Source organism: Rothia sp. LK2588 (assembly GCF_040946465.1).
Classification (GTDB): domain Bacteria; phylum Actinomycetota; class Actinomycetes; order Actinomycetales; family Micrococcaceae; genus Rothia.
In genome coordinates, this window is the sequence record NZ_JAYWLS010000002.1 from 494,623 (window position 1) to 520,088 (window position 25,466).

General features: G+C 63.1%; 22 protein-coding genes. 14 read left to right on the top strand and 8 right to left on the bottom strand.

The genetic code is table 11. The features are described 5' to 3' along the window. The first annotated feature begins 101 nt into the window (after positions 1 to 101). The 4 genes from VVR12_RS06620 (at position 102) to VVR12_RS06635 (ending at position 4,630) form a co-directional block, all read left to right on the top strand. Positions 102 to 1,484 carry a glycoside hydrolase family 1 protein gene (locus tag VVR12_RS06620; protein ID WP_368550372.1) on the top strand — a complete coding sequence of 461 codons (1,383 nt, stop codon included), beginning with the start codon at positions 102 to 104 and terminating at the stop codon, positions 1,482 to 1,484. A gap of 155 nt (positions 1,485 to 1,639) precedes the next feature. Further along, entirely contained in the window at positions 1,640 to 1,960 is a 321-nt protein-coding gene (locus tag VVR12_RS06625; protein ID WP_409349889.1) for a metal-sensitive transcriptional regulator, read from the top strand. A 40-nt stretch (positions 1,961 to 2,000) separates the two neighbouring features. Beyond that, a complete protein-coding gene (locus VVR12_RS06630) occupies positions 2,001 to 2,216 on the top strand; it encodes a heavy-metal-associated domain-containing protein (RefSeq protein WP_368550374.1) in 216 nt (71 codons plus the stop codon). A 107-nt stretch (positions 2,217 to 2,323) separates the two neighbouring features. After that, positions 2,324 to 4,630 (top strand): heavy metal translocating P-type ATPase, encoded by a 2,307-nt coding sequence (locus tag VVR12_RS06635; protein WP_368550375.1) that lies wholly within the window; start codon positions 2,324 to 2,326, stop codon positions 4,628 to 4,630. A 9-nt stretch (positions 4,631 to 4,639) separates the two neighbouring features. On the opposite strand, the gene VVR12_RS06640 is transcribed toward VVR12_RS06635, so the two are convergent. Continuing rightward, on the bottom strand, positions 4,640 to 5,068 hold the full coding sequence (locus VVR12_RS06640; RefSeq protein ID WP_368550376.1) for a hypothetical protein: 429 nt from the start codon (positions 5,066 to 5,068) through the stop codon (positions 4,640 to 4,642). 314 nt (positions 5,069 to 5,382) lie between these two features. Here VVR12_RS06640 and VVR12_RS06645 point away from each other — a divergent pair, with 314 nt between their 5' ends. Next, complete coding sequence (locus VVR12_RS06645) at positions 5,383 to 5,604, top strand: hypothetical protein (protein WP_368550377.1); 222 nt, start codon at positions 5,383 to 5,385, stop codon at positions 5,602 to 5,604. Here VVR12_RS06645 and VVR12_RS06650 read toward each other — a convergent pair. Then, complete coding sequence (locus tag VVR12_RS06650; RefSeq protein ID WP_368550378.1) at positions 5,595 to 7,121, bottom strand: PLP-dependent aminotransferase family protein; 1,527 nt, start codon at positions 7,119 to 7,121, stop codon at positions 5,595 to 5,597. The genes VVR12_RS06645 and VVR12_RS06650 overlap by 10 nt on opposite strands. A gap of 89 nt (positions 7,122 to 7,210) precedes the next feature. On the opposite strand from VVR12_RS06650, the gene pdxS reads away from it, so the two are divergent. After that, positions 7,211 to 8,128 (top strand): pyridoxal 5'-phosphate synthase lyase subunit PdxS, encoded by a 918-nt coding sequence (pdxS, locus tag VVR12_RS06655; RefSeq protein WP_368550379.1) that lies wholly within the window; start codon positions 7,211 to 7,213, stop codon positions 8,126 to 8,128. Continuing rightward, positions 8,122 to 8,703, top strand: coding sequence for a pyridoxal 5'-phosphate synthase glutaminase subunit PdxT (gene pdxT, locus VVR12_RS06660; RefSeq protein ID WP_368550380.1), 582 nt, complete (start codon positions 8,122 to 8,124; stop codon positions 8,701 to 8,703). The genes pdxS and pdxT overlap by 7 nt, the downstream gene beginning before the upstream one ends. Before the next feature lie 66 nt (positions 8,704 to 8,769). Here the strand turns inward: pdxT and VVR12_RS06665 are convergent, their stop codons facing one another. The 3 genes from VVR12_RS06665 to VVR12_RS06675 all read right to left on the bottom strand — a co-directional run bounded on the left by VVR12_RS06665 (position 8,770) and on the right by VVR12_RS06675 (position 11,356). Beyond that, complete coding sequence (locus VVR12_RS06665) at positions 8,770 to 9,708, bottom strand: SPFH domain-containing protein (protein ID WP_368550381.1); 939 nt, start codon at positions 9,706 to 9,708, stop codon at positions 8,770 to 8,772. A 218-nt stretch (positions 9,709 to 9,926) separates the two neighbouring features. Beyond that, a complete protein-coding gene (locus VVR12_RS06670) occupies positions 9,927 to 10,691 on the bottom strand; it encodes a fructosamine kinase family protein (RefSeq protein ID WP_368550382.1) in 765 nt (254 codons plus the stop codon). Further along, positions 10,691 to 11,356, bottom strand: coding sequence for a CPBP family intramembrane glutamic endopeptidase (locus tag VVR12_RS06675; RefSeq protein ID WP_368550383.1), 666 nt, complete (start codon positions 11,354 to 11,356; stop codon positions 10,691 to 10,693). Before VVR12_RS06675 ends, VVR12_RS06670 begins: the two co-directional genes overlap by 1 nt. Before the next feature lie 48 nt (positions 11,357 to 11,404). Between VVR12_RS06675 and VVR12_RS06680 the strand changes: the two genes are divergently transcribed. Continuing rightward, positions 11,405 to 13,216, top strand: coding sequence for a tryptophan-rich sensory protein (locus VVR12_RS06680; RefSeq protein ID WP_368550384.1), 1,812 nt, complete (start codon positions 11,405 to 11,407; stop codon positions 13,214 to 13,216). Between the two features lie 111 nt (positions 13,217 to 13,327). Here the strand turns inward: VVR12_RS06680 and VVR12_RS06685 are convergent, their stop codons facing one another. After that, on the bottom strand, positions 13,328 to 16,240 hold the full coding sequence (locus VVR12_RS06685) for a DEAD/DEAH box helicase (RefSeq protein WP_368550385.1): 2,913 nt from the start codon (positions 16,238 to 16,240) through the stop codon (positions 13,328 to 13,330). Between the two features lie 604 nt (positions 16,241 to 16,844). Between VVR12_RS06685 and VVR12_RS06690 the strand changes: the two genes are divergently transcribed. From VVR12_RS06690 to VVR12_RS06700, 3 genes are all read left to right on the top strand, one after another. After that, complete coding sequence (locus tag VVR12_RS06690; protein WP_368550386.1) at positions 16,845 to 18,215, top strand: serine/threonine transporter; 1,371 nt, start codon at positions 16,845 to 16,847, stop codon at positions 18,213 to 18,215. A gap of 77 nt (positions 18,216 to 18,292) precedes the next feature. After that, positions 18,293 to 19,666 (top strand): L-serine ammonia-lyase, encoded by a 1,374-nt coding sequence (locus VVR12_RS06695; RefSeq protein ID WP_368550388.1) that lies wholly within the window; start codon positions 18,293 to 18,295, stop codon positions 19,664 to 19,666. Between the two features lie 134 nt (positions 19,667 to 19,800). Further along, positions 19,801 to 20,715: a transcriptional regulator gene (locus VVR12_RS06700; RefSeq protein WP_368550389.1), complete on the top strand. Its 915-nt coding sequence runs from the start codon at positions 19,801 to 19,803 to the stop codon at positions 20,713 to 20,715. Here the strand turns inward: VVR12_RS06700 and VVR12_RS06705 are convergent. Together VVR12_RS06705 and VVR12_RS06710 are read right to left on the bottom strand one after the other, a co-directional pair. Continuing rightward, the gene (locus VVR12_RS06705) at positions 20,712 to 22,205 is read right to left on the bottom strand and encodes a DUF1846 domain-containing protein (protein WP_368550390.1); all 1,494 of its coding nucleotides are present in this window, start codon (positions 22,203 to 22,205) and stop codon (positions 20,712 to 20,714) included. The two genes, VVR12_RS06700 and VVR12_RS06705, sit on opposite strands and share 4 nt — an antisense overlap. Positions 22,206 to 22,428: 223 nt before the next feature. Beyond that, positions 22,429 to 22,746 (bottom strand): hypothetical protein, encoded by a 318-nt coding sequence (locus VVR12_RS06710; protein ID WP_368550391.1) that lies wholly within the window; start codon positions 22,744 to 22,746, stop codon positions 22,429 to 22,431. Positions 22,747 to 22,939: 193 nt separating this feature from the next. Here VVR12_RS06710 and VVR12_RS06715 point away from each other — a divergent pair, with 193 nt between their 5' ends. The 3 genes from VVR12_RS06715 to VVR12_RS06725 all read left to right on the top strand — a co-directional run bounded on the left by VVR12_RS06715 (position 22,940) and on the right by VVR12_RS06725 (position 25,430). After that, positions 22,940 to 23,434 (top strand): GNAT family N-acetyltransferase, encoded by a 495-nt coding sequence (locus VVR12_RS06715; protein WP_368550392.1) that lies wholly within the window; start codon positions 22,940 to 22,942, stop codon positions 23,432 to 23,434. A gap of 113 nt (positions 23,435 to 23,547) precedes the next feature. After that, on the top strand, positions 23,548 to 24,918 hold the full coding sequence (locus tag VVR12_RS06720; RefSeq protein WP_368550393.1) for an SGNH/GDSL hydrolase family protein: 1,371 nt from the start codon (positions 23,548 to 23,550) through the stop codon (positions 24,916 to 24,918). Further along, complete coding sequence (locus tag VVR12_RS06725; RefSeq protein WP_368550394.1) at positions 24,852 to 25,430, top strand: LGFP repeat-containing protein; 579 nt, start codon at positions 24,852 to 24,854, stop codon at positions 25,428 to 25,430. The genes VVR12_RS06720 and VVR12_RS06725 overlap by 67 nt, the downstream gene beginning before the upstream one ends. Positions 25,431 to 25,466: the final 36 nt, after the last annotated feature.

The window sequence follows — 25,466 nt, forward strand, 5'->3', positions numbered from 1 at the left end:
CGAACGACCGGAGCGCTCTACATCGTGCCTCAGATTTCTGAGAGTGACGCTAGATTCCCACGTAGCATTCCTCATATCACCAACGATTGAAAGGACCACCCATGTTTCCCAATGAATTTCTCTGGGGCGGAGCCACCGCCGCCAACCAGATCGAAGGTGCCTACGATGCCGACGGCAAGGGTCTGAGCGTGCAAGACGTGCTCCCGCGAGGCATCAAGGGGCCGGCGTCTGAGGGAGCCACCGACGACAACCTCAAGCTCCAAGCGATCGACTTCTACCACCGTTACCGCGAAGACATCGACCTCTTCGCCGAGATGGGCTTCAAGGTCTTCCGCCTCTCCATCGCGTGGAGCCGCATCTTCCCCCGGGGCGACGAAGCAGAGCCCAACCAGGCCGGCCTCGAGTTCTATGACCGGGTGATCGACTACCTCCTCACCAAAGGCATCGAACCGATGGTCACTCTCAGCCACTACGAAACCCCGCTGCACCTCACCCGCGAGTATGGCGGCTGGACCAACCGCAAACTCATCGGTTTCTTCGAGAACTATGCCCGCACCCTCATGGAGCACTTCGCCGGTCGCGTGCGGTACTGGCTGACCTTCAACGAGATCAACTCGGTCTTGCACTTCCCGATCCTTTCCGGCATCGAGGGCACACCCGAAGAGGTCGGCACGCAGAACCTCTACCAAGCGATCCACCACGAGCTGGTGGCCTCGGCCCGCGCCACGAAGATTGCCCACCAGATCGATCCCGCCAACAAGGTGGGGTGCATGATTCTGGCCGTGCCGCGCTACCCGCTCACCCCGCGTCCTGACGATGCGTTGGCCGCGCTCACCGCCGCACACGACGACTTCGCCTTCGGGGATGTTCACTGCCGCGGTTACTACCCCGGTTACCTGCTGCGGAAGCTCCGCGACCTCGGCGTGGAGCTGAACATCACCGAGGACGACCGTACCGACCTCCAGCACACGGTCGACTTCGTCTCGTTCTCCTACTACATGTCGGCGTGCGAATCGGCGACAGAACGCACAGGCGGTGAGGGCAATCTCATCGGCGGCGTGCCCAACCCCACCCTTCAAGCTTCGGAGTGGGGCTGGCAGATCGACCCGGTGGGTCTGCGGATCATCCTCAACGAGTACTGGGACCGCTGGCAGAAACCGCTGTTCATCGTGGAGAACGGGCTGGGTGCGAAGGATGAGCTCGTGGACGGCACGGTCAACGACGACTACCGCATCGAATATCTCAACGACCATCTGGTGCAGGCGGGTGAGGCGATCGCCGACGGTGTTCAACTGCTGGGGTATACAGCCTGGGGTTGCATCGACCTGGTCTCGATGAGCACCGCGCAGATGTCCAAGCGTTACGGGTTCATTTACGTTGACCGCAACGACGACGGATCCGGCAGCCTGACCCGGTACAAGAAAAAGTCTTTCGATTGGTACCGCCGGGTGATCGAGAGCAACGGGTCGGTTTTGAAGCGCTAACCCCCTCTCCCCTCACTTTTCGTGGATTTGCACCCTTAAAAACGGTTTTTAAGGGTGCAAATCCACGAAAAGTGGGGCGAAGGGTGCGTAAAAGGCTTCATATTTCGGGGCGCAGAGGGGTTGTTAGATACCCCATGGGGGTATATGGTGTAGGCATGAGCACCGATTGCAACCACGCGAACCACGGCTACTCTTCCAACAAGGACGCCCACCTCAAGCGCCTGCGCCGCATCGAGGGGCAGGTGCGCGGCGTGCAGCGCATGATCGACGAAGACCAATACTGCATCGACATCCTCACGCAGGTCGCCGCGATCAACAAGGCCCTGCACGCGGTCTCTCTCGGCCTGCTCGAAGAGCACATCAGCCACTGCGTGGTCGGCGCCGCCCGCGAGTCGGAGGCCACCGGCGACCCTGAGATCCTCCAGGCCAAAGTTCAAGAAGCCAGCGCCGCCATCTCGCGGCTCATGAAGAGCTAACAGACCTCCCGAAAACCAAGCAATAACAAGGAGAAACCCCATGTCAGCAACCATCGTCAAGGCAACCGGCCTCACCTGCAACCACTGCGCCATGAGCGTCACCGAAGAGCTGCAAGAGATCGAGAACGTCAAAGACGTGAACGTCGAGGTCGTCAACGGCGGCGAGTCCACCGTGACCATCAACCACGAGGGCGAACTCAGCGAACAGGCCATCGACGAGGCTATCACCGAGGCCGGTTTCACCCTGGTCAAGTAGCGCTCAACCCCAGCAGGACGCCGCCGCGCGCCTACCCCGCCCTGAGCTGGCGAGCAGGCAGGGCGGCGTCCTGAAATCTTTTTCACCCCACCGTAGAAAGTATCACCATGACCACCCAGGCCGAGGAAACCCTCGGGCAATCCCACGAACGCATCCTGAACCTCAAGGTCTCGGGCATGACTTGTGCCTCCTGTGTGGGGCGTGTGGAGCGTAAACTGCGCAAGATCGAGGGTGTGCAGCCTTCGGTCAACCTGCCGTTGGAGTCTGCCCGGGTGATCGTGCCGGCGGGGGTGACCGACGAGCAGATCATCCAGACGGTCGAGGGCGCCGGGTATGGGGCCTCCATCAAGACCGAAGCGAACGCGGTCGAATCCGACGAGACCGCCGAGGCGGAGCTGGCGATGATGCGCCGCCGCATTGGCATCGCCGCGATCTTCGCCATGCCGGTCTTCTTCATCTCGATGTTCTCCACCTTCCAGTTCCCGCACTGGGGCTGGGTGGTGGCGCTGCTGGCGGTGCCGGTGGCGGTTTACGCGGCGTGGCCTTTCCACCGCGCGGCGTTCGTCAACGCACGACACGGTTCGTCCACGATGGACACCCTGGTCTCACTGGGCATCATCGCCAGCTACCTCTTCTCGCTCGTGCAACTGCTCACCGATCCCGCGATGACGGCCCACGCCGGCCACGGGTCTCATGGCGGCCACGGCATGGACCACCTGCTGTACTTCGACTCGGCCACCATGGTGGCGTTGTTCCTGCTGATCGGGCGCTACATCGAGGCCCGCACGCAGCGCCGCTCCTCGGAGGCCCTGCGCAAGTTGCTCGACCTGGGCGCGAAATCGGTCACGGTGCTGCAGCCACTCAAGGGAGGCGGCACGCGCGAGGTCACCATCCCCGTCAAAGACCTGCTGCCCGGGGATAAGTTCGTGGTGCGTCCGGGAGAGAAGATCGCCACCGACGGCGTGGTGCTCGAGGGACGCTCGGCGGTGGACACCTCGCTGCTGACCGGCGAATCTGTGCCCGTGGAGGTCAACCCCGGCGACCAGGTGACCGGTGCGACCATCAACGCCTCGGGTGCGCTGACCGTCGAGGCCACCCGCGTGGGGGCCGAAACCACGCTGGCTCAGATGGGCCGCGCGGTGGCCGAGGCACAGTCGACTAAGGCCCCGATTGCACGCCTGGCCGATAGGATCTCGGCGGTGTTCGTGCCCGCGGTGATTACCCTCGCGGTACTCACGCTGGCGGGTTGGCTGGTGTTCAGCGGCGACCTCAACGCGGCCTTCGTGGCGGCAGTCTCGGTGCTGGTCATCGCCTGCCCCTGCGCCCTGGGCCTGGCGACCCCGACCGCCCTGTTGGCAGGCACCTCGCGTGGTTCGCAGCTGGGCATTCTGATCAAATCGGCGCAGGTTCTCGAAGACACTCGCGGGGTAGATACCGTGGTTCTGGATAAGACCGGCACCGTGACCGAGGGGCGCCTGGCGGTGGTGCAAACCGTGCCGTTCGGGCAGAACGACTACCTCACCGATGTGCTTCTTCCGGCGGCCGCCGTTGAGTCCCGCTCGGAGCACCCCATCGCGCGTGCAATCGCAGAGACCGGACGCCGCCACGGAGCCCTCCCGGAGGTCGCCGAGTTCACCTCAGCCCCCGGTGGCGGGGTGCGCGGTGAGATTCCCGGCCAGGCTCTCGCCCCGGAGACCACCGAGTCGGGTGAGGTCGGTGCCGCGCGCACCGTTCGGGTGGGGCAGGCGTCCTACCTGGAAGCCGAGGGAATCGAGCTGAGCCGGGAGCAGCGCGAAGAGCTTCGCGCCCGGCTGGAAAGCGGCTTGACCACGATCCTGGTGGCCGTAGACCACGAGGTGACCGGCCTGATCTGCCTGCAAGACAGCCCGAAACCGGACGCCGTCGCGGGCATCGCCGAGCTCAAGCGGCTGGGTCTGACCCCGGTGTTGCTGACGGGTGACGCCGAACCGGTCGCGCGCGCGGTGGCCGCCGAGGTGGGCATCGACGAAGTATTCGCCGGGGTGTCCCCTGCGGAGAAGGTCGCCAAGATCGAGCAGCTGCAATCGGCAGGACGCGGGGTGGCCATGGTCGGCGACGGCGTGAACGACGCGGCGGCCCTGGCACGCGCGGATCTCGGCATCGCAATGGGCTCGGGCACCGATGTGGCGATGGAGGCCGCCGACATGACCGTGATGCGTTCGGATCTGGGGTCGATCGCGCGTGCGGTGCGGCTCTCGCGCGCCACGCTGAAGCTCATCAAGTCGAACCTGTTCTGGGCCTTCGGCTACAACGTGGTGGCGATCCCGGTGGCCGCAGCGGGACTGTTGAACCCGATGCTGGCGGGGGCGGCGATGGCGTTCAGCTCGGTGTTCGTGGTGCTGAATTCGCTACGGCTGGCCCGCTTCGAGCGGTAGGGTTCCGCCTTACCGGGCCGCGGTCGAGCCGCCTGCCGGGCGCTGGTCGTCGCCGGCGTCCTGGCGGGGAGCGGGTTCTGCGGTGGACGCCGCGCTCGAACCCTCGGCCTTACGTGCGCGGGCCTCTTCGGCCTCGCGTGCCTGACGGCGTGCGCGCGCCTCGGCGTAGAGCTTGGCGGAGGAACGGTTGATGCCAGTGCCCTCACCCAGGTGCGGATCGTTCGGTTTCTCCACCATGATGAGGGTGGCGCACACGACCAACACCACCACGAACACGCCTCCGGCAACCGTGAGCGCCAACAGGTACTGGGGGGCGTTGTTGGTTCCTCCGGTAGCAAAGAAGAAGGTTCCGAAGAAGGCGATGATCGCCAAGACCGCCGCGATGACGAGGGGGCCGGTTACCTGTTCTTTGAGACCTCGGGGACGCTGCTGAGCCACTACATACTCCTTGTTCTAGATCGACTACCAGTCTACGCGGTCGATGCGGGCCGCGGGTAGCACGACAGACACCACCCTCTGCGTTGTAAAAAAGTCACTCTCCCCTTGTGATGAGAGTTAATTTTGACTTTAATGAAAGGTGCCTTATTAATTAGCTGATCAGGTCACATTGTTTGCCACGGAAACCACCTCTGAGCCGCGTGAAAACAGTCCCCGTGATCTGGGTTGAGAACCGTTATAAAATTGAGGTCGTGCAAATCATTGGGGAATGTTTGTTTGCACGAAAACACCTTGCACCAGGAGAACCATACACGTTGAAACGTCATCGCAGTCACCACACTCTGCCCGCGGTAGATATGCGGGTACTCTTTGCCTCTGCTTCGGGAGCCGCCGCCATCGTCTGCGGATCGCTGATCTCCGGAATCACCCCGGCACACACCGACGCGGGGAGCCCCGAACAACAATCAACAACGAGCCAGCACGCGCCGATTCAAGACGACGCCGCCGGCGCCACCACTGAAGCTCCTCAGGAATAGTCGCCTAGCACGCTCGTGAGGGCTTCCGCCCCGCGCGCCAGCACGTGCTCGCTGACCCCACCGAATCCCACGATCAGGCCGATATCGCGCCGTTCGTGGGGGTCGGTGGGGTTTTGTTGTGCGCGGTTTCGTTCGCGACCGGGCGGGGTGTGCACCGGGCGCTCGGGCGCTGATACCGGCCCCGACCAGTACTCCCCCAGACGCGCCACCGCCACCCCGCGCTGCGCCAGACGTTCGACAATCTGCGCCTCGACCTGCGGGGTCGACTGCTCGCAGGTAAACCGCAGTACCAGGTGCAGGCCGCCGTCCATGGGGAGCACCTGAACCCACTGCGGTACGTGTTCCAGCATGTGCAACAGAGCCTCGCGGCGGCGTCCATAGACGCGGCGCATCCTCGCGATGTGGCGGCGGGCCCCACCGTCGGCGAGAAAGTCGGCCATGGCGTCTTGGACGATCGACGAGACCGGGGTGCCGAGATCCCGCCGTAGATCCACCAGCGCTTCTCGGGTGGCGTCGGGGGCCAGTAGGTAACCGAGCCCCAACCCGGGGGTGAGGGTCTTGGTGAAGGAGCCGAGGGTGATCACGCGCCCGGTAGCGGCGTCATCGAGCGCGGCCAAGGCGGGGAGCGGTTCACCCGTGTACCGCAGCTCGGAGTCGTAATCGTCTTCGACGATATAGGCATCGTTGGCGCGCGCCCACTCGATGAGTTCTAACCGTCGCGCCACCGGCATGGATGCCCCGAGCGGGTATTGATGGCTGGGGGCCACCAGCACCACGTCGGGGGCCTGGCGCTGCGGCAGGCGCGCGGGGTTGAGGCCGTTGTCGTCGACGGCGATGGGCAGGATCTCGTGGCCGAAGGTGGCGGGGATGCGATGCAGGGAGGGGTAGCCCGGGTTCTCCACGGCCACGCGGAGCGGGCGGTTGCGCCGTTGTTGACGCAGGGCGGTGAGCACGAGGCGGAAGCCGTCACGAGCGCCCGCGGTGATGAGCACCTGTTGCGGTTCACGCACCACGTGGCGCATGATGCGCAGGTGCTCGGCCAGTTGCTCTTGGAGTCGCGCCGAACCCTGCGGCGGGTGCTGCGTTCCGGGAGACGCGGCGGCGGTGCGCCATGCCGCACGCCAGACCGCAGAGGTCAGCAGAGAGGTGTCGGGGTGGCCGGGTTGCATGTTGATCGCTTCGGGGCGGGGGTGTTCCATCCGGTCCGCGCGCTGCGCCTGGCCGGACGTTCGCCCCGGCATTTTTTGTAATTTCAAGTTTTCGGTGACGCGTGTGCCGCCCTTGGTGGGTGCCAGGTACCCCTCCGCCGAGAGCTGCTCAAAGGCGGCAACGACGGTTCCGCGGGAGACACCCAGCTCGGTGGCGAGCGCGCGAGTGGAGGGTAGCGGGTCGCCGGGGGCGAGCGTCCCTGCCACGATGAGGTCGCGCACCTGCTCGGCGATTTGCGCCGGCAGGGAGGCCCCGGCGTGCGGCACGATGTTCAGCGGGAGGTTCGCAGCGTTGGAGTAACGGGGCATTATTTTCCCCTTCGAGAGTGGACTGGTACAAAAAATCTTCTCATAACTGGTGTGGCCTCTAGACCACTTCAGCCACCATGCTAGAAACCATGACTGAAAACGCTGAGAAGAACACCACCGTCACCGGCTCCCCGCTCGTCAAGCGCGGTCTGGCCGACATGCTCAAGGGCGGCGTCATTATGGACGTCGTGACCCCCGAACAGGCAAAGATCGCCGAAGACGCCGGCGCCGTGGCCGTCATGGCCCTCGAGCGCGTACCCGCCGACATCCGCGCCCAGGGTGGCGTGGCCCGCATGTCCGACCCCGACATGATCGAAGGCATCATCAACGCCGTCTCGATCCCCGTGATGGCTAAGGCCCGCATCGGTCACTTCGTTGAGGCGCAGATTCTCGAGGCGCTGAAGGTGGACTACATCGACGAGTCCGAGGTGCTCTCCCCCGCCGACTACGTCAACCACATCGACAAGCAGGGTTTCACCGTGCCGTTCGTCTGCGGCGCGACCAACCTGGGCGAGGCCCTGCGCCGCATCGCCGAGGGTGCGGCCATGATCCGCTCCAAGGGTGAGGCCGGCACCGGTGACGTCTCCGAGGCGACTAAGCACATCCGCACCATCAAGAACCAGATCGCCGAGCTGCAGGCACTCTATGCCACCTCCCCCGACCTGCTCTACGTGAAGGCGAAGGAACTCGCCGCACCGTACGACATCGTGCTCGAGGTCGCCAAGACCGGCAAGCTGCCCGTGGTTCTCTTCACCGCCGGTGGCGTAGCCACCCCCGCAGACGCCGCGATGATGATGCAACTCGGCGCCGACGGCGTGTTCGTGGGTTCGGGCATCTTCAAGTCCGGCAACCCCGAGGCGCGCGCCAAGGCGATCGTGAAAGCCACCGCCCAGTACAACGACCCCGCCGCCATCGCGGACGCCTCCCGCGGCCTGGGCGAGGCCATGGTCGGCATCAACGTGGCCGACCTGCCGGCACCCCATCGCCTGGCGGAGCGCGGATGGTAAAAAATGTGGGCGTTCTCGCCCTGCAGGGCGGGGTGGCCGAACACGTGGCGATGCTCGAGTCGCTGGGCACGCACGTGGTGGGCGTGCGGAAACCCGAGCAGCTCACCGGCCTTGACGCCCTCGTGCTCCCGGGCGGGGAGTCATCAACGATCGATCGACTCACCCGCGTGTTGGGTCTGCGTGAACCGCTCATCGAGGCGATCTCGGCGGGCCTGCCCACGCTCGGCACCTGCGCGGGGTTGATTATGCTCTCGCGCGAGATCACCGACCCCGCGCCGGGGCAGCAATCGCTGGGTCTGCTGGACGTCGCGGTGGACCGCAACGCGTTCGGCTCGCAGGTCGCCTCGGCCGAGACCGTGCTCGACTGGGACGACGGCACCGGTCACCCGCGCCAGGTAAAGGCGGCGTTTATTCGGGCGCCGCGCGTGGCGTCCGTGGGTGAGGGTGTGACCGTGTGCGCTCGCTATCGCGGTGAGATCGTGGGCGTGCGCCAGGGCAACCTGCTGGGCATCTCATTCCACCCGGAGCTCACCGACGACACCTCGATCCACAAGGAATTGTTAGCGCTGGCCTAGGTATTAAAAAGTTCTCAGGGGCTCTAAAAAATATTTTAGAACCCCTGAGAACTTTTTTATAAGTCTCTAGTCGGCAACCACCGAACGGGCCGGGTTCTGCACCTCGTCCGCCTGGATGATGCTGCGGGTGATGTCTTCGGAGGTCATCGGGCGGTTGGTGGCCAGGTTGTTGTCCATCATGATGACCTTGGCGTTGTTGCTGGCGGCCAGGGCGGTGTAGACCGCGATGCCGTCATTGAACTTCAACCACTCTACGGCTGCCTCTGCGGAGAGGCCGGCGTCGCGCAGCTTGTCGATGCGCTCCTTCATACCTTTGGCGATCTCGTCGCCCTCCTGGGCGATACCTTCACCGCGCAGGCGGCGGGAGTCGCGCTCGGCCTCAGCTTCAAGGATCGCGGCGGCCTTGTTACCCTCGGCGGCCAGGATCTGCGCCTGACGCTTACGCTCGGAGGCGTTGACCTGGTTCATGGCGTCTTTGACCTCGGGCGCGGGTTCGACGTCGATCACGTTGGTGTCTTTGATGACGTACCCGTACTCGCCGATCTTCTCGGTCAACTCACCCTGCAGGGCGATACCCACCTGGTGCAGGGAGCCGTACGCCTCGTCCAGATCCAGCTTGGAGAGCGACCCCACGATGTTCTGCTGAATGTAGGAGCGCATCTGGTTTTCGGGGTTCGAGAGGCGGTAGACGGAGTTACGCACATCGGCTTCGTTCTCGTTGACGAAATACTGAACGTTCACGGGCACCTGCACAAAGACGTTGTCCTTGGTTTTGGTGGCGACCATGAGGTCGAGTTCTTTGATGCGCAGGGTCTGCTTGTAGGCGATGCGCTCGATGAGCGGCACGCGGAAGTGCAGGCCCGAGAAGAGGGTGCGGTTGTATTTACCGAGTTTCTCGATCACGTAAACGTCGGACTGCGGCACAACGACCACGCTCATCAATAAGAGCAGTGCGATCGCGACAATGAGAGCGATGATGAAGAAAGCGGCAAGTGTGGCTAGCATGTGTGTGCTCCTGTGGTGTGCTTGTCTGCTTTTTAAGCATACGGGAGCTGGGGAAATGCCGCATATCGGTTCGCGTAACGCGGAGGTACCCGGTGATCCACGCGTCGAAAGGCCGGTTCATCGTCGAAAGGCCGTCCTACAGGCGGCCTTCTCGAAAGGGAAGCGGCCCCTCGGCGAGGCAGCCCCGAAGCCCCGGACGCCGCGTCCTCCCCCGCGAGCTACACGTAGCGCCGCGCTGCAGTCACCGACTGCCCCACGTACCCGCCGCCAAACAACACGGCGTGCAAAAGCAAGAGGTGCAACTGGTGTAGCTCCACGCGGTCTTCCCAGCCGGCCTCCAACGGGGTGACCTGTTGGTATCCGGCGATGATCTCGGAGAGGTGCGGGGCGCCGAAGAGCGCCAACGCGGCGAGGTCGTCTTCGGGGTGGCCCCCGTAGGCGGCGGGGTCGATCAGCACCGCCTGCTCCTCACCCCAGAGCACGTTGCCCGACCAGAGGTCGCCGTGCACACGCACCGGCCGCGCCCCGGCTCCATAGGAGCCATCGAACTCACCGGCACACAGCCGCTCGGCAAGTTTCTCGAACACGGCACGTTCGGCGGAGCTCAGCTTCTTCAACCGACCCACCAGCGGCATCACCCGGTCGCGCGCCCACATCTGGCCCCAGGCATCCCGGGAGGTCAAGGGTAGCTCGATCTGCCCACCGGCAGGGCCCTGCAACCCGGGACCGTTCCACCCGTCAGGGCCGGCACCGAAGGCGGGCGCCCCGGCGGCATGGGTGACCGCCAAAGCGGCCCCGAACTCGCCGGCCACGCGTCGAGAAGGCGAAGTCTCGCGGATGCGTTCGATCACCAACTCGCCCTCGGTCGAGACAACCTGCGCGACCCGCGCCCCACCGTCGTCCTGCGCCTGAGCCAGCCAGCGAAGACCGGCGGCCTCCCAATCGACGGCGCGTTGCGTGCCCTGTTTGCGGAAGGTTTCCATTAGATCAGGTGCGGCAGGATCAACAGCATAGACAGGCTCCACGAGAGGTGCAGCACGCAGGGTGAGACCAGCGACCCGGTGCGTCGCGCCTCGTAGGAGGCCGCCACACCCACTGCAATGGCCGCCAGAGCCAACAGCGGCACACCCATCGCGGCGGTCACCGCAATGTAGAGCACCAGGCTCATCACGGCGCGGGCCAGCCAAGTGCCGGGCAGGCGATCGAAGGCGATCCGGCGGAAGTACACCTCTTCGCCGATGCCGTTGATCGCGGTGGTAAGAATCGTGACCCACAGCGCCCCGTACCGGGCATTATCGAGCAGCGCGTGAACCGGCTCGGAGAGGAACGGGATGAAGCGCACCAGCAGCGCGCCGGCTAAGAACAGCGCGAGCAGGGCCATGCCGATGACCAAGCCGCGCACGACGTCCTTACCGAGCCGGGAGGTATCAAAAAGCGGGCGTGACGTGCGGAAACACGCCCAGGTGAGAAAGTAGACAGCCGCCACGGCGAAGGTGGCCACGTAGAACACCACACCACCGTCGGGGGCGTGGGACGCGATGCCCAGACCCAGCGCCGCGAGCGCACCGGGCAACACCACGGCCAGGAGTATCTCGCGGGTGGAGGCCTCGTTGCGCTCTCGCAGGAAGTCAGTGTTATGTGTCACCATAGATAAGTAAGCTTTCAAAATCGAAGAAACTCATCTAAGGATATGGCAATGGCAGAAGCAAACACCAGAGTCGCGCTCGTGACCGGAGCCACCGGGTACATCGGTGGCCAGCTCACCGCCGAACTCATCAAGGACGGCTGGGCGGTCAAGGCCCTCTCGCGCGACCGAGACAAGGCCCTCAAGCAAGACTGGGGCAAGAAGGTTGTGCCCGCCGGCGAGCAGGCACGGCCCGGCATGGTCGAGATCGTCGAGGGCGAGATGCAGGATCGCGCCGCTCTGCAGCAGGCCATGGAGGGCGTGGACGTCGCCTGGTACCTGGTGCACTCGATGTCGGCCGGTTCTGACTTCAAGGAGCAGGACCGCAAGATGGCACAGAACTTCGGCGAGGTCGCCTATGACGCAGGGGTCGGCCGCATCGTCTACCTCAGCGGTCTGCACCCCGCCGGCGGCGAGCTCTCCGATCACCTGGCGTCCCGCGTGGAGGTCGGCGAACTGCTGATGGCCTCCGGCGTGCCCACCGCCGTGCTCCAGGCGGGCATCGTGATCGGCGACGGTTCGGAATCCTTCGCGTTGTTGCGTCACGTGGCCGAGCGTCTGCCAGGCATCATTGGTCCCGCGTGGATGGAGAACAAGGTCTCCCCGATCTCGATCCGCGACGCCCTGTACTACCTGAAGGCCGCCGCCGATCTCCCCGCCGAGATCAGCCGTACCTTCGACATCGGTTCGCACGAAGAGATCCCCTACAAGGAGATGATCCGCCGCTACGCCGAGTATGCGCTAAAGATCCCGCGCGTCACCGCGATCGCGCCGATCATGAACGAGAAGATCGCCTCTCACGCCATCTCGTTGGTCACCCCGCTGGGGCGCAACATGGCTCTGCCGTTGATCGAGAGCCTGCAGCACGACACCGTGGTGAAGGAGCGCGACATCGAGCAGTACGCCGGTGTTCCCGCGGGCGGCGTGCAGTCCTTCGAGCGCGCGGTTGGCGAAGCAATCAAGACCGTGGATACCGACCTGTGGATGAAGACCTTCGCGGGTGTGAGCGCCGCGGTGGTCGGAACCGCCGTGGCGGGTTCCCTGCTGACCGATCCCGATAACCGCTGGTACCGCAACCTTAAAAAGCCCGCCTTCCAGCCCCCGGCACCGGTGTTCCCCGTCGTGTGGACGGTGCTCTACGGCCACATCACCTGCGTCTCTGCGCTGGTCATCGCCGACGCCCTCGAGAAGGCTCGCGAGGGCCACGAGTCGGGTGCCCGCGAGGCGAAGTCGTACGCGGCGGCCCTGGGTGCGAACCTGGTGCTCAACGCCGGCTGGAGCGGCCTGTTCTTCCGTTCCCGCAAGCCGTGGGTTTCCACCGCCGAGGCGGGTCTGCTGGCCGCCAGCTCGTTGGATCTGGTGCGTCGCGCCTACAATTCCGCGCCGGAACGCGGCGTGGCGCTGGCTCCCTACGGTGCCTGGACCTCGTTCGCGGTGTTCCTCAACGGCACCATCGCCCGCATGAACCGCCACCGCACTCCCCTGCAGAAGTTCTACGATCAGGCTTCGGCATACGCCGGTGAAGGCGCGGTGCTGGCGCAGAAGCTGTACGAGCAGGCCCCCGATTACTTCGAAAAGGGCGCGGATCTGGCGCGTTCGGGTGCCGAGTCGCTCAACCGCGGCGTGGAGTACGCCCGCGAGAACACCCCCCTGGACAAGGTGCTCGGCGGAGCGGGCGCCGGCTCACTCGGCATGTTCGCCGCCCGCAAGGGTCTGGGCATGGCGCTGAAGTTCTTCCCGCCCTACGTGGTGGCTCAGCGCGGCTTCAAGATCTACCGCACGGTTCAGCGCGGCCGTAAGCTTCTGAAGAAGTACACCCGCTAAGGACGCCCGCCGCGGCTACCCTGCCTCGTATGAAGCAGGCGGGGTGGCGGCGTAGCGCTTTGTGACGGCGCCACCGGTCGAGTGTGACCGGTGGCGCCGTTCTCTTTTGTTTTAGGCCTCGATGCTCTCCAGGGTCTTGGTGAGGTAGTCGTACATCACCGGGCGCACCGGGGTGACAAAGTCCAGCTTCATGTTCACGATCGGTTTGATGGTGCCACCGGCCTCGATGGTGGCGTTGCGGGCGTCGCGCGGGGTGGCGCGTCCGAGGTAGATGAAGTCGGTGCCCTCGGCATCGTCTTTCTTCACAAAAATATCGAGGCGGTAGACCCCGGAGATGATCTCGCGTTCCAGTTTGGTGTTGAGGGTCTTGCCGTGGCGGGTGAACCAGCTCAGGGTCTTTTCGTCGTCGAGGTGATCCTGGTATTTGATCGCGTCGTCGATCTCATCGTCCTTGTGGTAGGTGATGAAGATCGGGCAGGTGCCGGTCGCCGGGTCTGCCTTGTACCCGTAGATCGTCGACTCCTGGTTCGAGCGCCAGTTCAGCAGGCGGCAGACGTCCTTGCGGCTATAGCGCTGTTCGATGGCCAGCTCGCCCGTACGCGTGTAGTGGTGTCGGTTGAGGTAGAGGCCGGTCTCGATCACGTCGTCGATGTGGCGAGCGAAGTACGGGTTGGCGCGGTAGCTAGCGAAGAATTCGGGGGCGACCACGAACTCATCGCCGGCACGTGTGGCCACCGGGAGGTCAGCGTAGCGGGTCTTGTTGGGGAAGAAGCTTAACGAGACCAGGGCCTCCACCGAGCGGATCACGGCATCGTCGTGCGTTGCCCCGTAGTCCTCTAACACCGCGCGGTATCGCTGCACCGAGATCCGTTCATGGCGGAGCAGCTCGCGCAGGAGCAATAACTCGTGGGGCCTTTTGCCGTTGAGGAATTCCCGGTCGAAGAGCGTCAGATGCCCCTGCTCGGCAGGGGTGAGCTCCTGGTCGGTGGCCTTAATCTGCTTCAGGAAGTGCCAGTAGGTAGGACGCGCACCGCCGGCCGTGACGAAGGCCGTCGGCGTGGCGGTGTCGAAGCGGGCGAAGTCGTAGCGCATGGGCGTTGTGCCCAGTCGGAACTCCAGCTCGCGGAAAGCCGCTTTGAGCGGGGCGAGGGTATCCATCTTGGCCGCCGCCAGCGACTCCAGGACCCGCTGCTGAGAAATCTCGTCGAAGCTGACACTGGACACCCCTGCGATCACGCCCGACTGCTGGGCGCGCATCATCTGCTTGCGGATCGAGTCTTTGCTCATCGAGTAGTCGCCGAAGAGCGCGATCGGAATCAGGAAATTATTTTTGTAATTACCAATAAAATCGATCACCCGCAGGTGGGTCTTCCCCACCATCTTGCGCAAGCCACGGCCCAGCTGCTGGGTGAAGATGATCGAGGACTGCGTATTGCGCAGCATCACCACCTGGTTTACACAGGGGATGTCGATGCCCTCGTTAAAGATATCCACGGTCACCAGGTAATCCAGCTCGCCGACCTCAAGACATTGCACCGCCTCCTCGCGTTCAGCCTGGGTGTGGGAACCGGCCAGGGCCAGCGTCCTGAGTCGGCGGCCATTGACCGTGCGTAGGTTGAGCTCCTCGGCCAGCTCGCGGGCCTCGTCGTTGCGGCTGCAGAACACCAGGCCGTGTACATCGCGCGGGTGGCCGTACTTTTCGAGCATCTGCACGATGTAGTCCACCCGTTCCTCAACCACCAGGGCAGAAAGCTGGGAGGTCTCATCGACGGTATTGCCGGCCTCATCGACGTATTCGGTGACCCCGAAATAGCTGAACGGCACCAACATCTTCTCTTCGAGCGCCCGATGCAGGCGGATCTCATAGGGCACGTTGTGATCGAAAATCTCGTAGACGTTCACCGTGTCGGAACGCTCGGGGGTGGCAGTCAACCCCAACAAGAACTCCGGTTTCAGGTAATCCACCACCCGCCGATAGCTCTCGGCACCGGCGCGATGCACCTCGTCGATGATCACCAGGTCGAAGTGGTCGCGGGGTATCTGCTCGAGGTTGGCCGGGTTGGCGAGGGTCTGGATCGTAGCAAACACAAAGCGGCGATCCTGTTGCCGGGTCTGGCCCACGAACTTGCCGAAGGCCGCCCGGGGTTCTTCGAGTACCTTCTGAAACTCCTCGATCGCCTTGTTGAGAATCTGTTCGCGGTGCACCACGAACAACACCCGCCGCGGCCGCATCTGCCGCACCGCCAGCGCCGCCAGGATGGTCTTGCCGGTGCCCGTCGCCGAGATGACGAGCGCTCGCCGCTCACCGGCGTCCTGCACCTTCTTGATCTCGGCCAGAGCCTCGACCTGCATGTCATTGGGGCGGATCGCGCCGACCGGTACGGTGCGCTGCCCCTCTTCTTCAAGAGCGGACGGGGGCACCATCACCTTCCGGCGGGACTCGTACGCCGCGATCCACTCCCGCGTGAGCCGCTGAGAACGGTCGTACAGGCGGGTGATGGCGGAGTCGAGCTGCTCGACGATATCTCCCTCGGCCAACGCCGAGAACTTCAGGTTCCACTCCTCGTTGGCGAGTAGTGCCGAGCGGGTGAGGTTGGAGCTGCCCACGATCGCGGTGGTGGTCGGCGGGGTGAAGGACGACCCTGCGTGTCTGAAGATGTAACCCTTGCTGTGGAAGGCGTCGATGGTGTCGTCGAGCACCCGAACCTCGATGTGGGGGAAGGTCAGAAGTTCCTCGAAGACCGCCGGCTCGTTGAAGTCGAGGTAGGTGGAGGTGTAGATGACGCCGCGGCCGGTGAAATTCTGCAGGTGTTGCTTGAGGATCGCCAGGGCCGAGTCGGTGATGAAGGCGACCGAGAACACGAAGCTCTCGGCGCGACGCAACTCGCCGAGGAGAGCCTGGAGCATGGTGTGCTCGGCCTGGTTGTAGACCAGGGCCGGGTTGAAGACGCGGTCGGAGGCGTGGGTTTTGTCGAGGAAGCCGAAGTGGGTGTCGGCGGCGAGGGTGGTGCTCTGGGTGCTCACGGTGAGGTCTCCGGGTGCGCGGGGTGTTCGGGATGCATGGGTTTGCGGGTCTATACCTGCAGCTTAAAGGTTTTGGGTGCAGCTCACACATTTTGCGACCGCGAATTTCCCTCAGCGACCAGAAAGGTACGGTCGCGAAGGGACGTTGGCGGTCGCAAACGCCAACAGGGCCGGACGCCGGCGGTCAGGAAGGGACGTTCGCGGTCGCAAAGGGACGCCGGGTTAGGCGAAACGTCCGCCGGGATAGACGCCGCACCGCGGCCCAGCCACCCCAAAATCACCGTTTCACCAACGCGACTTCAGCCGCCTAAACCACACATCTGCGCCATCCGTAGATAAGTCGGAAATGACCCTATATGAGAAGATTTTCTCACGTTGATAAAAAATTTTTTTAAGAGTAGTCTGAGTGACATCAAACATTGATTGAGCCCTAGAAAACGGGAAGTTGCCTCACAACAACCGCACCGACAAGGCGAGTCGCTGAACGAAAAATTCTCAGCCTGATTCTCAGAGAAGAGGGTCAGTGAGAGAAAATTTCGCAGAAGCAACCAACGCATGTTCCCAATTCTTCGGCTCCTAGTTCGCATGAACTCGGAGAAAGACCATGTCACACGTCGCACAGCCCAACTCGGGCTCCGTCACCTCAGACAGCGCCCGTCACCTCGACACCCACGAGGGCGCAGACCACACCGCACTGAACTCCTCGGAAAACGCTCCCAAGTGGAACAAGACCGACACCATGTGGATGCTGAGCCTCTTCGGCACCGCAATCGGCGCCGGCGTCCTCTTCTTGCCCATTAACGCAGGCATCGGCGGCATCATCCCGCTGCTCATCATGGCAATCATCGCCTTCCCCATGACCTACTGGGCACACCGCGGCCTGACCCGCTTCGTGCTCTCCGGCAGCCGTGAAGGCGCAGACCTCACCGAGACCGTTGAAGAGCACTTCGGCCACGGTGCAGGCACCATCCTGACCATCCTGTACTTCCTCTCGATCTACCCGATCCTCCTGGTCTACTCGGTCACCATCACCAACACCGTGGGCTCCTTCATGGAGCACCAGCTGGGTGTAGGTCAGCCCCCGCGCTGGCTCCTCTCGCTGATCCTCGTCGGTGGCCTGATCTTCATCGTGAGCCTCGGCCGTAAGACCGTTGTTCGCGTGATGTCTTACCTGGTGTACCCCTTCATTGCAGTGCTCGTGCTGCTGGGCCTCTACCTGATCCCCAAGTGGAACGGCGCTCTCTTCCAGACCTTCGACCTTGGCCTGGTTAAGGAAGCTTCGGGCAACGGTCTGGCCGTCACCCTCATGCTGCTCGTTCCCGTGATGGTTTTCTCCTTCAACCACTCCCCGATGATCTCCTCCTTCGCCGTTGACCGCCGCGAGGCTTACGGCAAGCACGCAGACTTCAAGACCGGCCAGATCCTGCGCCGCGCTGAGGCTCTCATGGTCATCGTCGTGATGTTCTTCGTCTTCTCCTGCGCACTCTCGCTCACCCCGCAGAACATGGCAGAAGCTAAGGAACAGAACATCACCATCCTGTCCTACCTCGCCAACCACTTCGACAACCCCGTGATCTCGTGGGCAGCCCCCATCATCGCTATGGTTGCAGTTGCTAAGTCCTTCCTCGGCCACTACCTCGGTGCTGCTGAAGGCTTCGAAGGTCTGATCATCAACACCGCCAACGCAGGCGGCAAGCGTCACATGACCCACACCAAGAAGCTCTCGACCATCACCCTGGTCTTCATGCTCCTGACCGCTTGGTTGGTTGCTTGGGCTAACCCCTCCGTGCTGGGCATGATCGAGACCCTCTGTGGCCCGACCATCGCAATCCTGCTCTTCCTGATGCCGATGTGGGCAATCCACACCGTTCCCGCTCTGAAGCGCTTCAAGGGCAAGCCCTCGAACTACTTCATCTTCGCGATGGGTCTGGTCGCTCTGGCAACCATCATCTACTCCATCATTCACGCTCTCTAAAGCAAACCACTCTCATTGGGTGCTAGCGCCGAACCACGGGGCTAGCACCCAATGAAAACCTCCACAGGAGAAACACCATGTACATCAGCATCTTCGACATGTTCAAGATCGGTATCGGACCTTCCAGCTCCCACACCCTGGGCCCCATGAAGGCCGGTAAGGCATTCGTGGATCAGCTGATCGAGGAAGGTAAGCTCGAGCAGACCACTCGCGTTGAGGTCAAGCTCTACGGCTCGCTCTCCCTGACCGGCGTCGGCCACTCCACCGATAAGGCAGCCCTGCTGGGCCTGGCCGGTGAGGTTCCCGAAACCGTCGACACCGACGGCATCGACAAGTTCATCGCGGACATCAAGAACACCGAGAAGCTCAACCTCAACGGCACCCACGAGGTCGACTTCCCCCGCGACGGCGGCATGTTCTTCTACGACGAGTACCTGCCCATGCACGAAAACGGCATGTGTATCGTGGCCTTCAACGGCGACGAAGAACTGCTCCACAAGACCTACTACTCCATCGGCGGCGGCTTCATCGTCGACCAGGAGAATTTTGCCAAGCGTGGCGAGAGCTCGGTTCAGGTTCCCTACGAGTTCTCCAGCGCAGAAGAGCTGCTGAAGCTCTGCAACGACAACAACCTGACCCTGCCCGAACTCGCCTGGGCCAACGAACTGGCGCTGCACTCCGAAGACGAAATCAAGGAGCACCTGCGCAAGGTTTGGAAGGTCATGAAGGACGGTTACGAGCGCGGTTCGCGTCGCGAAGGCCCGTTGCCCGGTAACCTGCTTCTGCCGCGTCGCGCCGGCCTGTTGCGTCGTCGCCTCGAGGCAGACCACACCAACAACGCGCTGACCCTCATGAGCTGGGTCAACCTCTTCGCGATGTCGGTGTCTGAAGAGAACGCCTCCATCGGTCGCGTGGTCACCGCTCCCACCAACGGTGCCTGCGGCATCGTTCCCGGTGTGATCCACTACTACGACAAGTTCGTCAAGCCGGTCGACGAGAAGATCTTCGCCGACTACATCATGGCAAGCAATCTGGTTGCCGGCCTGTACAAGATGAACGCCTCGATCTCCGGCGCTGAGGTCGGTTGCCAGGGTGAGGTCGGTGTGGCATGTTCGATGGCCGCCGCCGGTCTCTGCCAACTTGAGGGCGGCACCCCCGAGCAGATCTTCGTGGCCGCCGAGATCGCCATGGAGCACAAGCTCGGCCTGACCTGCGACCCCGTGGGCGGCCTGGTTCAGGTCCCCTGCATCGAGCGCAACGGCGTGGCCGCTGTGGACGCCATCAACGCCTCGAGCATGGCCATGCAACGCGAGTCGGCCCCGCTGGTCTCGCTGGACAAGGTCATCGAGACCATGTACCAGACCGGTAAGGACATGAACTCCAAGTACCGTGAGACCTCGCTGGGTGGCCTGGCCACCGCGGTGCTGCCGGTTCCTCCCGTATGTGGCTAAAAATCGTCTAAATTGACGTCATAGAAGGGGGCTCGCCGTGTTCGACGTGGCTTGGGCCCCCTTCGTGCATTAAATTTAGGGAAACTCTCTCCCACCCACACATTTCAGCTTTGCCCACCTGAAAAGAGAAAACCATGGAAGATCTCGCTCCCCGCCACTCACCTTTCCTCGACCAGTACATCCCGCTGGTGGAGTTCCTCGGGCAGTCTATGGGGCCGAACGTCGAGATCGTGCTCCACGACCTGGACGTACCCGACCAGTCGATCGTGGCCATCGCCAACGCACACATCAGCGGCCGCAAGATCGGCGGCCCCGTGACCGACTTCGCGCTCTGGTTTATGAAACAGGGCGATGCCAACCATGTGCCGATGATGACCGGTTACCGCGCCGTCAACGCCGAAGGCCGCGTGTGCCGATCTTCTAGCTACTTCCTGCGCGACGAGAATAACGTGATGCGTGGAATGCTCTGCATTAACGTAGACGTCAGCGACCTGATTCAGATCAAGAACCTCGCCACCAAGCTCATGAGCGCCACCGATGTGACCGGCCCCGAGAAAACCCAGGCCTTCGGTGGTTACCCCGGCCCGGCGTCCGCCGCTACGGGGACGCCCGCGCCCACCGGCGCTGGTGCCACGGCTCCTGCGGTGGCAGCCCCCGCCGCGGCCATCCCCGCGCCCGACGCGCTGCCCGACAACGTGACCTCGCTCCTGAAGGGTGCCACCGCGGCGACCAATGCGACCGTGCCGACTCCCCCGGCGTCCGCCCCCGTGGCACCCAACCCCGAGCTCGAGACGGAAGACGAAAACGAAGAGGTCGTCGAGAGCCTGCGTGCAAATGTGCAGAACCTGCTCGACTCCATGCTCGAAAAAGCAATCTCGCACCGCGGCATTCCGCCGGAGCGGATGCAACGGTGCGAGCGTGTTGAAGTGGTGCGGGATCTCGAAGACGCCGGGTTCTTCTTGCTCAAGGGCGGCATTTCAGCCGCCGCCAAGCACCTCGACGTCTCCGAGCCCACGATCTATCGCTACCTCGTGGAGGTACGCGACTAGCGCTTCTGGTAGAGCGACTTGCGCTGGAACTTCGGATCGGAGGTCACCAGCACACCCAGATTGCGGAAAATGCCCTCGTCGACCGAGCCCAAGATGGTGGTCGTGTGGACGTCGCAACCCCGCAGATTCTGCAGCTGCTCCAGGGCGCGGCGCGCCTTCTCGTCGGTGGAGGCCGAGACCGAGAGCGCGATGAGCACCTCGTCGGTGTGCAGGCGCGGGTTCTCCGAGCCCAGGTGGGTGACCTTCAGGCGCTGGATCGGCTCGATGGCCTGATCCGAGAGCAGGTGGTCGGCGTCGTCCAGCTTGGCCAGATACTTCAGCGCGTTCAGCAGCATGGCCGCCGAGCAACCCACGAGGTCGCTGGTCTTGCCGGTCACGATCTTGCCGTCGGGCAGTTCGATCGCGGCGGCGGGCAGACCGGTCTGTTCCTCGCGCAGGCGGGCGGGGCCGACCACCACGCGGTCTTCGGCGCGCACGTTTGCCTTGGCCATGACCACGGCGGCGCGGTCGGACTGCACGGAGTCGAGACCGTCGCGGGCTTCGTCCACGAGCGCCTTGAAATAGCGGCGGATGATCTCTTGCTCGGACGCGTGCCGGCAGGCGGCGTCGTCGGTAATGCAGTTGCCTGCCATGTTCACGCCCATGTCGGTCGGCGACTGGTACGGGGTGGTGCCGGTCAGGCGCTCGAGGAGGGTCTTCAGCAGCGGGAAGGCCTCGACGTCGCGGTTGTAGTTGACGGTGGACTCGCCGTAAGCCGAGAGGTGAAAGTGGTCGATGACGTTGGCGTCGTTGAGGTCAACCGTTGCCGCCTCGTAGGCGAGGTTCACGGGGTGTTCCAGGGGAAGGTTCCAGATGGGGAAGGTCTCGAACTTCGCGTAACCGGCCTGCACGCCGCGCTGGTGTTCGTGGTAGACCTGGCTGAGCGCGGTGGCCAGCTTGCCGGAACCGGGGCCCGGCGCGGTGACGACCACGAGGTCGCGGGTGGTCTCGGCGTATTCGTTCTTGCCCAGGCCCTCTTCGGAGACGATGAGGTCCATGTTGGTGGGATAGCCCTCGATCACGCGGTGGCGAGAGACCTTTAGACCCAGGCGCTCGAGGCGTTCCTTGAAGGCGACGGCCAGGCGGTTGTCGTCTTCCATTTGGGTGAGCACCACGTGTTCGACGAGAAAGCCGCGTTCGCGGAAGACGTCGACCAGACGAAGCACGTCGTCTTCGTAACTGATGCCCAGATCGGCTCGAATCTTGTGACGTTCGAGGTCTTTAGCGTTGATGCAGATTAGAATTTCGACTTCATCGCGGATCTTCTCGAGCATCGCGATCTTGTTGTCGGGGGTAAAACCGGGCAATACGCGGGAGGCATGCATGTCGTCGAAGAGCTTGCCGCCCATCTCCAGGTAGAGCTTGCCGCCGAGTTCGGCGCGGCGTGCCTGGATGTGTTGGGATTGGAGTTCTATGTATTTTTCACGGTCGAAGCCGATTGTATTCACCATGGAATACAAGCATACAACGCCGCCGATTGCGGAGACCAGTGGTGTCTCGGCGTGATGTGTGTGACCACGGACGGGTCCTCGCGACCGCGGACGTCCCTGGGTGGGTTGGGATGCGGCGGTTTACGACCGCGAAAGTCCCCTCGCGACCGTACTTTGCTGGTCGCTGAGGGACGTCGGCGATCGCAACCACCCGAGCGGTGCGGAAAAGAGACGGAACTAAGAATTAGTTCTTATCGTCGTTATCGTTATCTTGGGAATTAGAGCCGTTATCGTCTGAATCTTTATCGTTGTCGTCATTGGAATCCGACTCATTCTGATCATCTTGAGAGTCAGTTTCTTGAGAATCGTTCTGATCCCCATCTTCTTGATCATTGGCATCTGAGTTTTCGTTGTTGTCGCGGTTATTGTCTTCCTCAGATTGCTGATTCTGAACGGGAGCGTTCTCCTGCTCGGATTCTCCGTTTGCGCCACAGCCTACCGCTCCGAATGCAAGCAGGGTTGCCGCCAGAACGCTCATAGAGTTACGGGTGATCGATGCCATGTGATTTTCCTTTGCGGATTTAATTTCAATTTCTGACCTTTTAACTGTAACAACCCGACATTAAAGATTTATGAAGAATACTGAGGCCCCCTCTCAGTGGTGGTTTGTGACCGCGGCCAGGCCCGGGCAACACCCCGCCAGTCCACGGCGAAAAGTGCGGCAATAAGTAAGGCGATCCACCTATGATTAACCTATGACCGCTCAGCCCAATTTTGAACTTCTCCCCACCACCGAGCAGGATCGCACCTACATCGCACGCCTGAACTTTCTCACCGACGTCTTCGGCGCCGAAGACGGCCAGCTCTCCGATTCCTTCGCCGAAGATTTCGACTTTTACGTACGCCACTGGGACCCGAACGAGGGTGGCCTCATCGCCTGGGCCGATCTCGTGCCCGCCGGCGGAGTCTGGCTGCTATGGGGCTCTAGCGCCGAACGCGGCGTGGGTTTCGTGGACGAATCCATGCCCGAGCTGGCCATCGCGGTTGAACCCCGTTTCCGCGGTACCGGGCTCGCCAGCCTCCTGTTGGACGGCGCCACCAAGCTCGCACAAAAGATCGGCGCCCCGGGCATCTCACTGGCGGTGGCCTATGCCAACGAAAAAGCCCTGAAAGTCTATGAGCACAAGGGCTTCGCCGTCGTGGGAGAGAACGACGAAAAGACCTACCAAATCATGGAAAAACGCTTCTAAATTAATATTGGTGAAATATCACCCCACACGTTTTTCGGTTACCCAGTTAACCTAAAACGGCGCAGTACACTTCTTGTCGTTCCCCCTCCTCCTTACCCCCAAGGATTAACGACATGTACCGTCCGCTTTCCCATCGCGGCACTGCCCTGGCGGCGTCGCTCATCTGCCTCGCCGGCGTCCTGACCGCACCCGCTGGCGCGGCCCCGGGCACCACCCCACCGCCCACCGAGGCACCCGTTGCGGAATCGCAGCAGTCCACCACCGCTTACGGCGCACCCGTTCCCGATGGCGTCTCCGGTTACACGGAGTCCCAGCCCGAAGAGTACATCGCGCCCAAGACCGACCCGTCGTCCGTTCCTGCCCCCGAGAAGCTCGCCACCGTTGCCGCTGCCGGGCCGATCGAGCAGGCTCTGGACGCCTCCGCCCGCGACTGGGGCTTCGGCACCCCCACCACTGGCATCATCGGCCTGGGCAACGGTTACTGGGTGAAGTTCTACCAGTACGGCACCGAGGTCTACTCCCCCGGCCGTGGCGCGGTGCCCATGAGCAATGAGGTTTACCGACAGTGGTGGGTGGCCGGCAAGTTCCACACCCAGATGATTGACGGCCAGAACCTCAACTGGGGTCAGCCGCTCTATAGCACCCGCACCGCGTCCGGCGTGCAGACCACCTTCAACCGCGGCTCCTTCGTTTACGACGGACGCTCGCAGCTGGTCCGTAGTGCCAGCCGCGCCCTGACCAATAAGGACGTTGTGGTCATCGGTGACTCGCAGGTCTGGGAAACAACAGGAACCGCCACCGGTGGGTCCTGGGTTTTCCGGGGAATTAAGGCCAACGGCTTGAACAGCGTCTTGTTCAGGTGCGGCGGTGTGGGTTATCTCGCTGAACGCAGCACGTGCTCTTCTTACACCTCCGGCGTGATCGGCAACAAGTGGGACCTGCCCGTGGGCAACCCCCGAGCAATCTATGTACACGGATCGGGTAATGATCTCTGGACCGGTAAGCCCTATGACGAGACAGTCAACGCCGCCAGCCAGGTGATCGACAAGCTTCGCCAGGCTTACCCCGGGTCGCAGATCATCATCACCGACCTCGTTGCTAACGGGAACAATCCGAACCTGCGCAACCGCGGCGTGCTGGGCGACCGCTACCGCACCCTGGCGGCCCAGAAGGGCGTCACCTTCATGTCTTACAAGTGGTGGGTCAGCGACTACAACGCCGCTGGCTACCTGGGAGACAGTGTGCACTTCCGCGATGAGTACCAGTCTGTGCTCGCCGGCCCCATGCGTGACTCCTTCGGCGCCGCGCTACGCGGAAACACTCTCAAGGGCGCGGTGGGCACCCTACACGCCAACACCGGCGGCACCGCCAAGTACGGTTACCCGCTGAACAACGAGACCCCTCGGTCAACGGCGGCGTGTACCAGCGCTTCGCCAAGAATTACACCATCTACTGGTCGGCGAATACCGGCGCCCACTCGGTGATGTTCAACGGTGCGATCGGCGGCAAGTACCAGTCTGCCGGTTACGAGCGGGGTTACGGTTACCCGGTGGAGGAAGAGACCCCCTTCGCCTACGGCATGCGCCAGGTTTTTGAAGGCCCCAACGGCCCCACCCGCATCTACTGGTCGCCTAACACCGGGGCACACGCCATGAAGGGCAACGGCGCGATCTTCCAGAAGTGGGTGAACATGGGCCACGCCAACACTCTGGGCTTTCCGGTCACCGATGAGATCGCTACCGGCAATGGCGTAGTGCAGTACTTCCGCACCCGCTCGGGTAAGGAATACGGCATCTACTGGTCGGCGGCTACCGGCACCCATGTAGTGGTATCTAACGGTGCGCTCTACGCTTACTGGCGCGACCACGGTTACGTCAACACCATGGGCTTCCCCGTGACCGACGAGGCCCTGCAGGCGGACGGCCGCGTGCACCTGCGCTTCAGCAGCGGTGTCGAGCTGACCTGGAGCGCCTACGAGGGAGTCCGCCGCCGCTAACGAACAGCACCCCTACCGCAGGCCCGCAGGGACCTG

Excerpts from the sequence above, each read along its gene's own strand:
- VVR12_RS06670 (WP_368550382.1), bottom strand. The coding sequence starts at position 10,691 with ATGGAAACCTTCCGCAAACAGGGCACGCAACGCGCCGTCGATTGGGAG.
- VVR12_RS06625 (WP_409349889.1), top strand. The coding sequence starts at position 1,640 with ATGAGCACCGATTGCAACCACGCGAACCACGGCTACTCTTCCAACAAG.
- VVR12_RS06665 (WP_368550381.1), bottom strand. The coding sequence starts at position 9,708 with ATGCTAGCCACACTTGCCGCTTTCTTCATCATCGCTCTCATTGTCGCG.
- VVR12_RS06705 (WP_368550390.1), bottom strand. The coding sequence starts at position 22,205 with ATGGTGAATACAATCGGCTTCGACCGTGAAAAATACATAGAACTCCAA.
- pdxS (WP_368550379.1), top strand. The coding sequence starts at position 7,211 with ATGACTGAAAACGCTGAGAAGAACACCACCGTCACCGGCTCCCCGCTC.
- VVR12_RS06690 (WP_368550386.1), top strand. The coding sequence starts at position 16,845 with ATGTCACACGTCGCACAGCCCAACTCGGGCTCCGTCACCTCAGACAGC.
- VVR12_RS06630 (WP_368550374.1), top strand. The coding sequence starts at position 2,001 with ATGTCAGCAACCATCGTCAAGGCAACCGGCCTCACCTGCAACCACTGC.
- VVR12_RS06695 (WP_368550388.1), top strand. The coding sequence starts at position 18,293 with ATGTACATCAGCATCTTCGACATGTTCAAGATCGGTATCGGACCTTCC.
- VVR12_RS06715 (WP_368550392.1), top strand. The coding sequence starts at position 22,940 with ATGACCGCTCAGCCCAATTTTGAACTTCTCCCCACCACCGAGCAGGAT.
- VVR12_RS06720 (WP_368550393.1), top strand. The coding sequence starts at position 23,548 with ATGTACCGTCCGCTTTCCCATCGCGGCACTGCCCTGGCGGCGTCGCTC.
- VVR12_RS06620 (WP_368550372.1), top strand. The coding sequence starts at position 102 with ATGTTTCCCAATGAATTTCTCTGGGGCGGAGCCACCGCCGCCAACCAG.
- VVR12_RS06675 (WP_368550383.1), bottom strand. The coding sequence starts at position 11,356 with ATGGTGACACATAACACTGACTTCCTGCGAGAGCGCAACGAGGCCTCC.
- VVR12_RS06650 (WP_368550378.1), bottom strand. The coding sequence starts at position 7,121 with ATGCCCCGTTACTCCAACGCTGCGAACCTCCCGCTGAACATCGTGCCG.
- VVR12_RS06635 (WP_368550375.1), top strand. The coding sequence starts at position 2,324 with ATGACCACCCAGGCCGAGGAAACCCTCGGGCAATCCCACGAACGCATC.
- VVR12_RS06680 (WP_368550384.1), top strand. The coding sequence starts at position 11,405 with ATGGCAGAAGCAAACACCAGAGTCGCGCTCGTGACCGGAGCCACCGGG.
- VVR12_RS06710 (WP_368550391.1), bottom strand. The coding sequence starts at position 22,746 with ATGGCATCGATCACCCGTAACTCTATGAGCGTTCTGGCGGCAACCCTG.
- pdxT (WP_368550380.1), top strand. The coding sequence starts at position 8,122 with ATGGTAAAAAATGTGGGCGTTCTCGCCCTGCAGGGCGGGGTGGCCGAA.
- VVR12_RS06700 (WP_368550389.1), top strand. The coding sequence starts at position 19,801 with ATGGAAGATCTCGCTCCCCGCCACTCACCTTTCCTCGACCAGTACATC.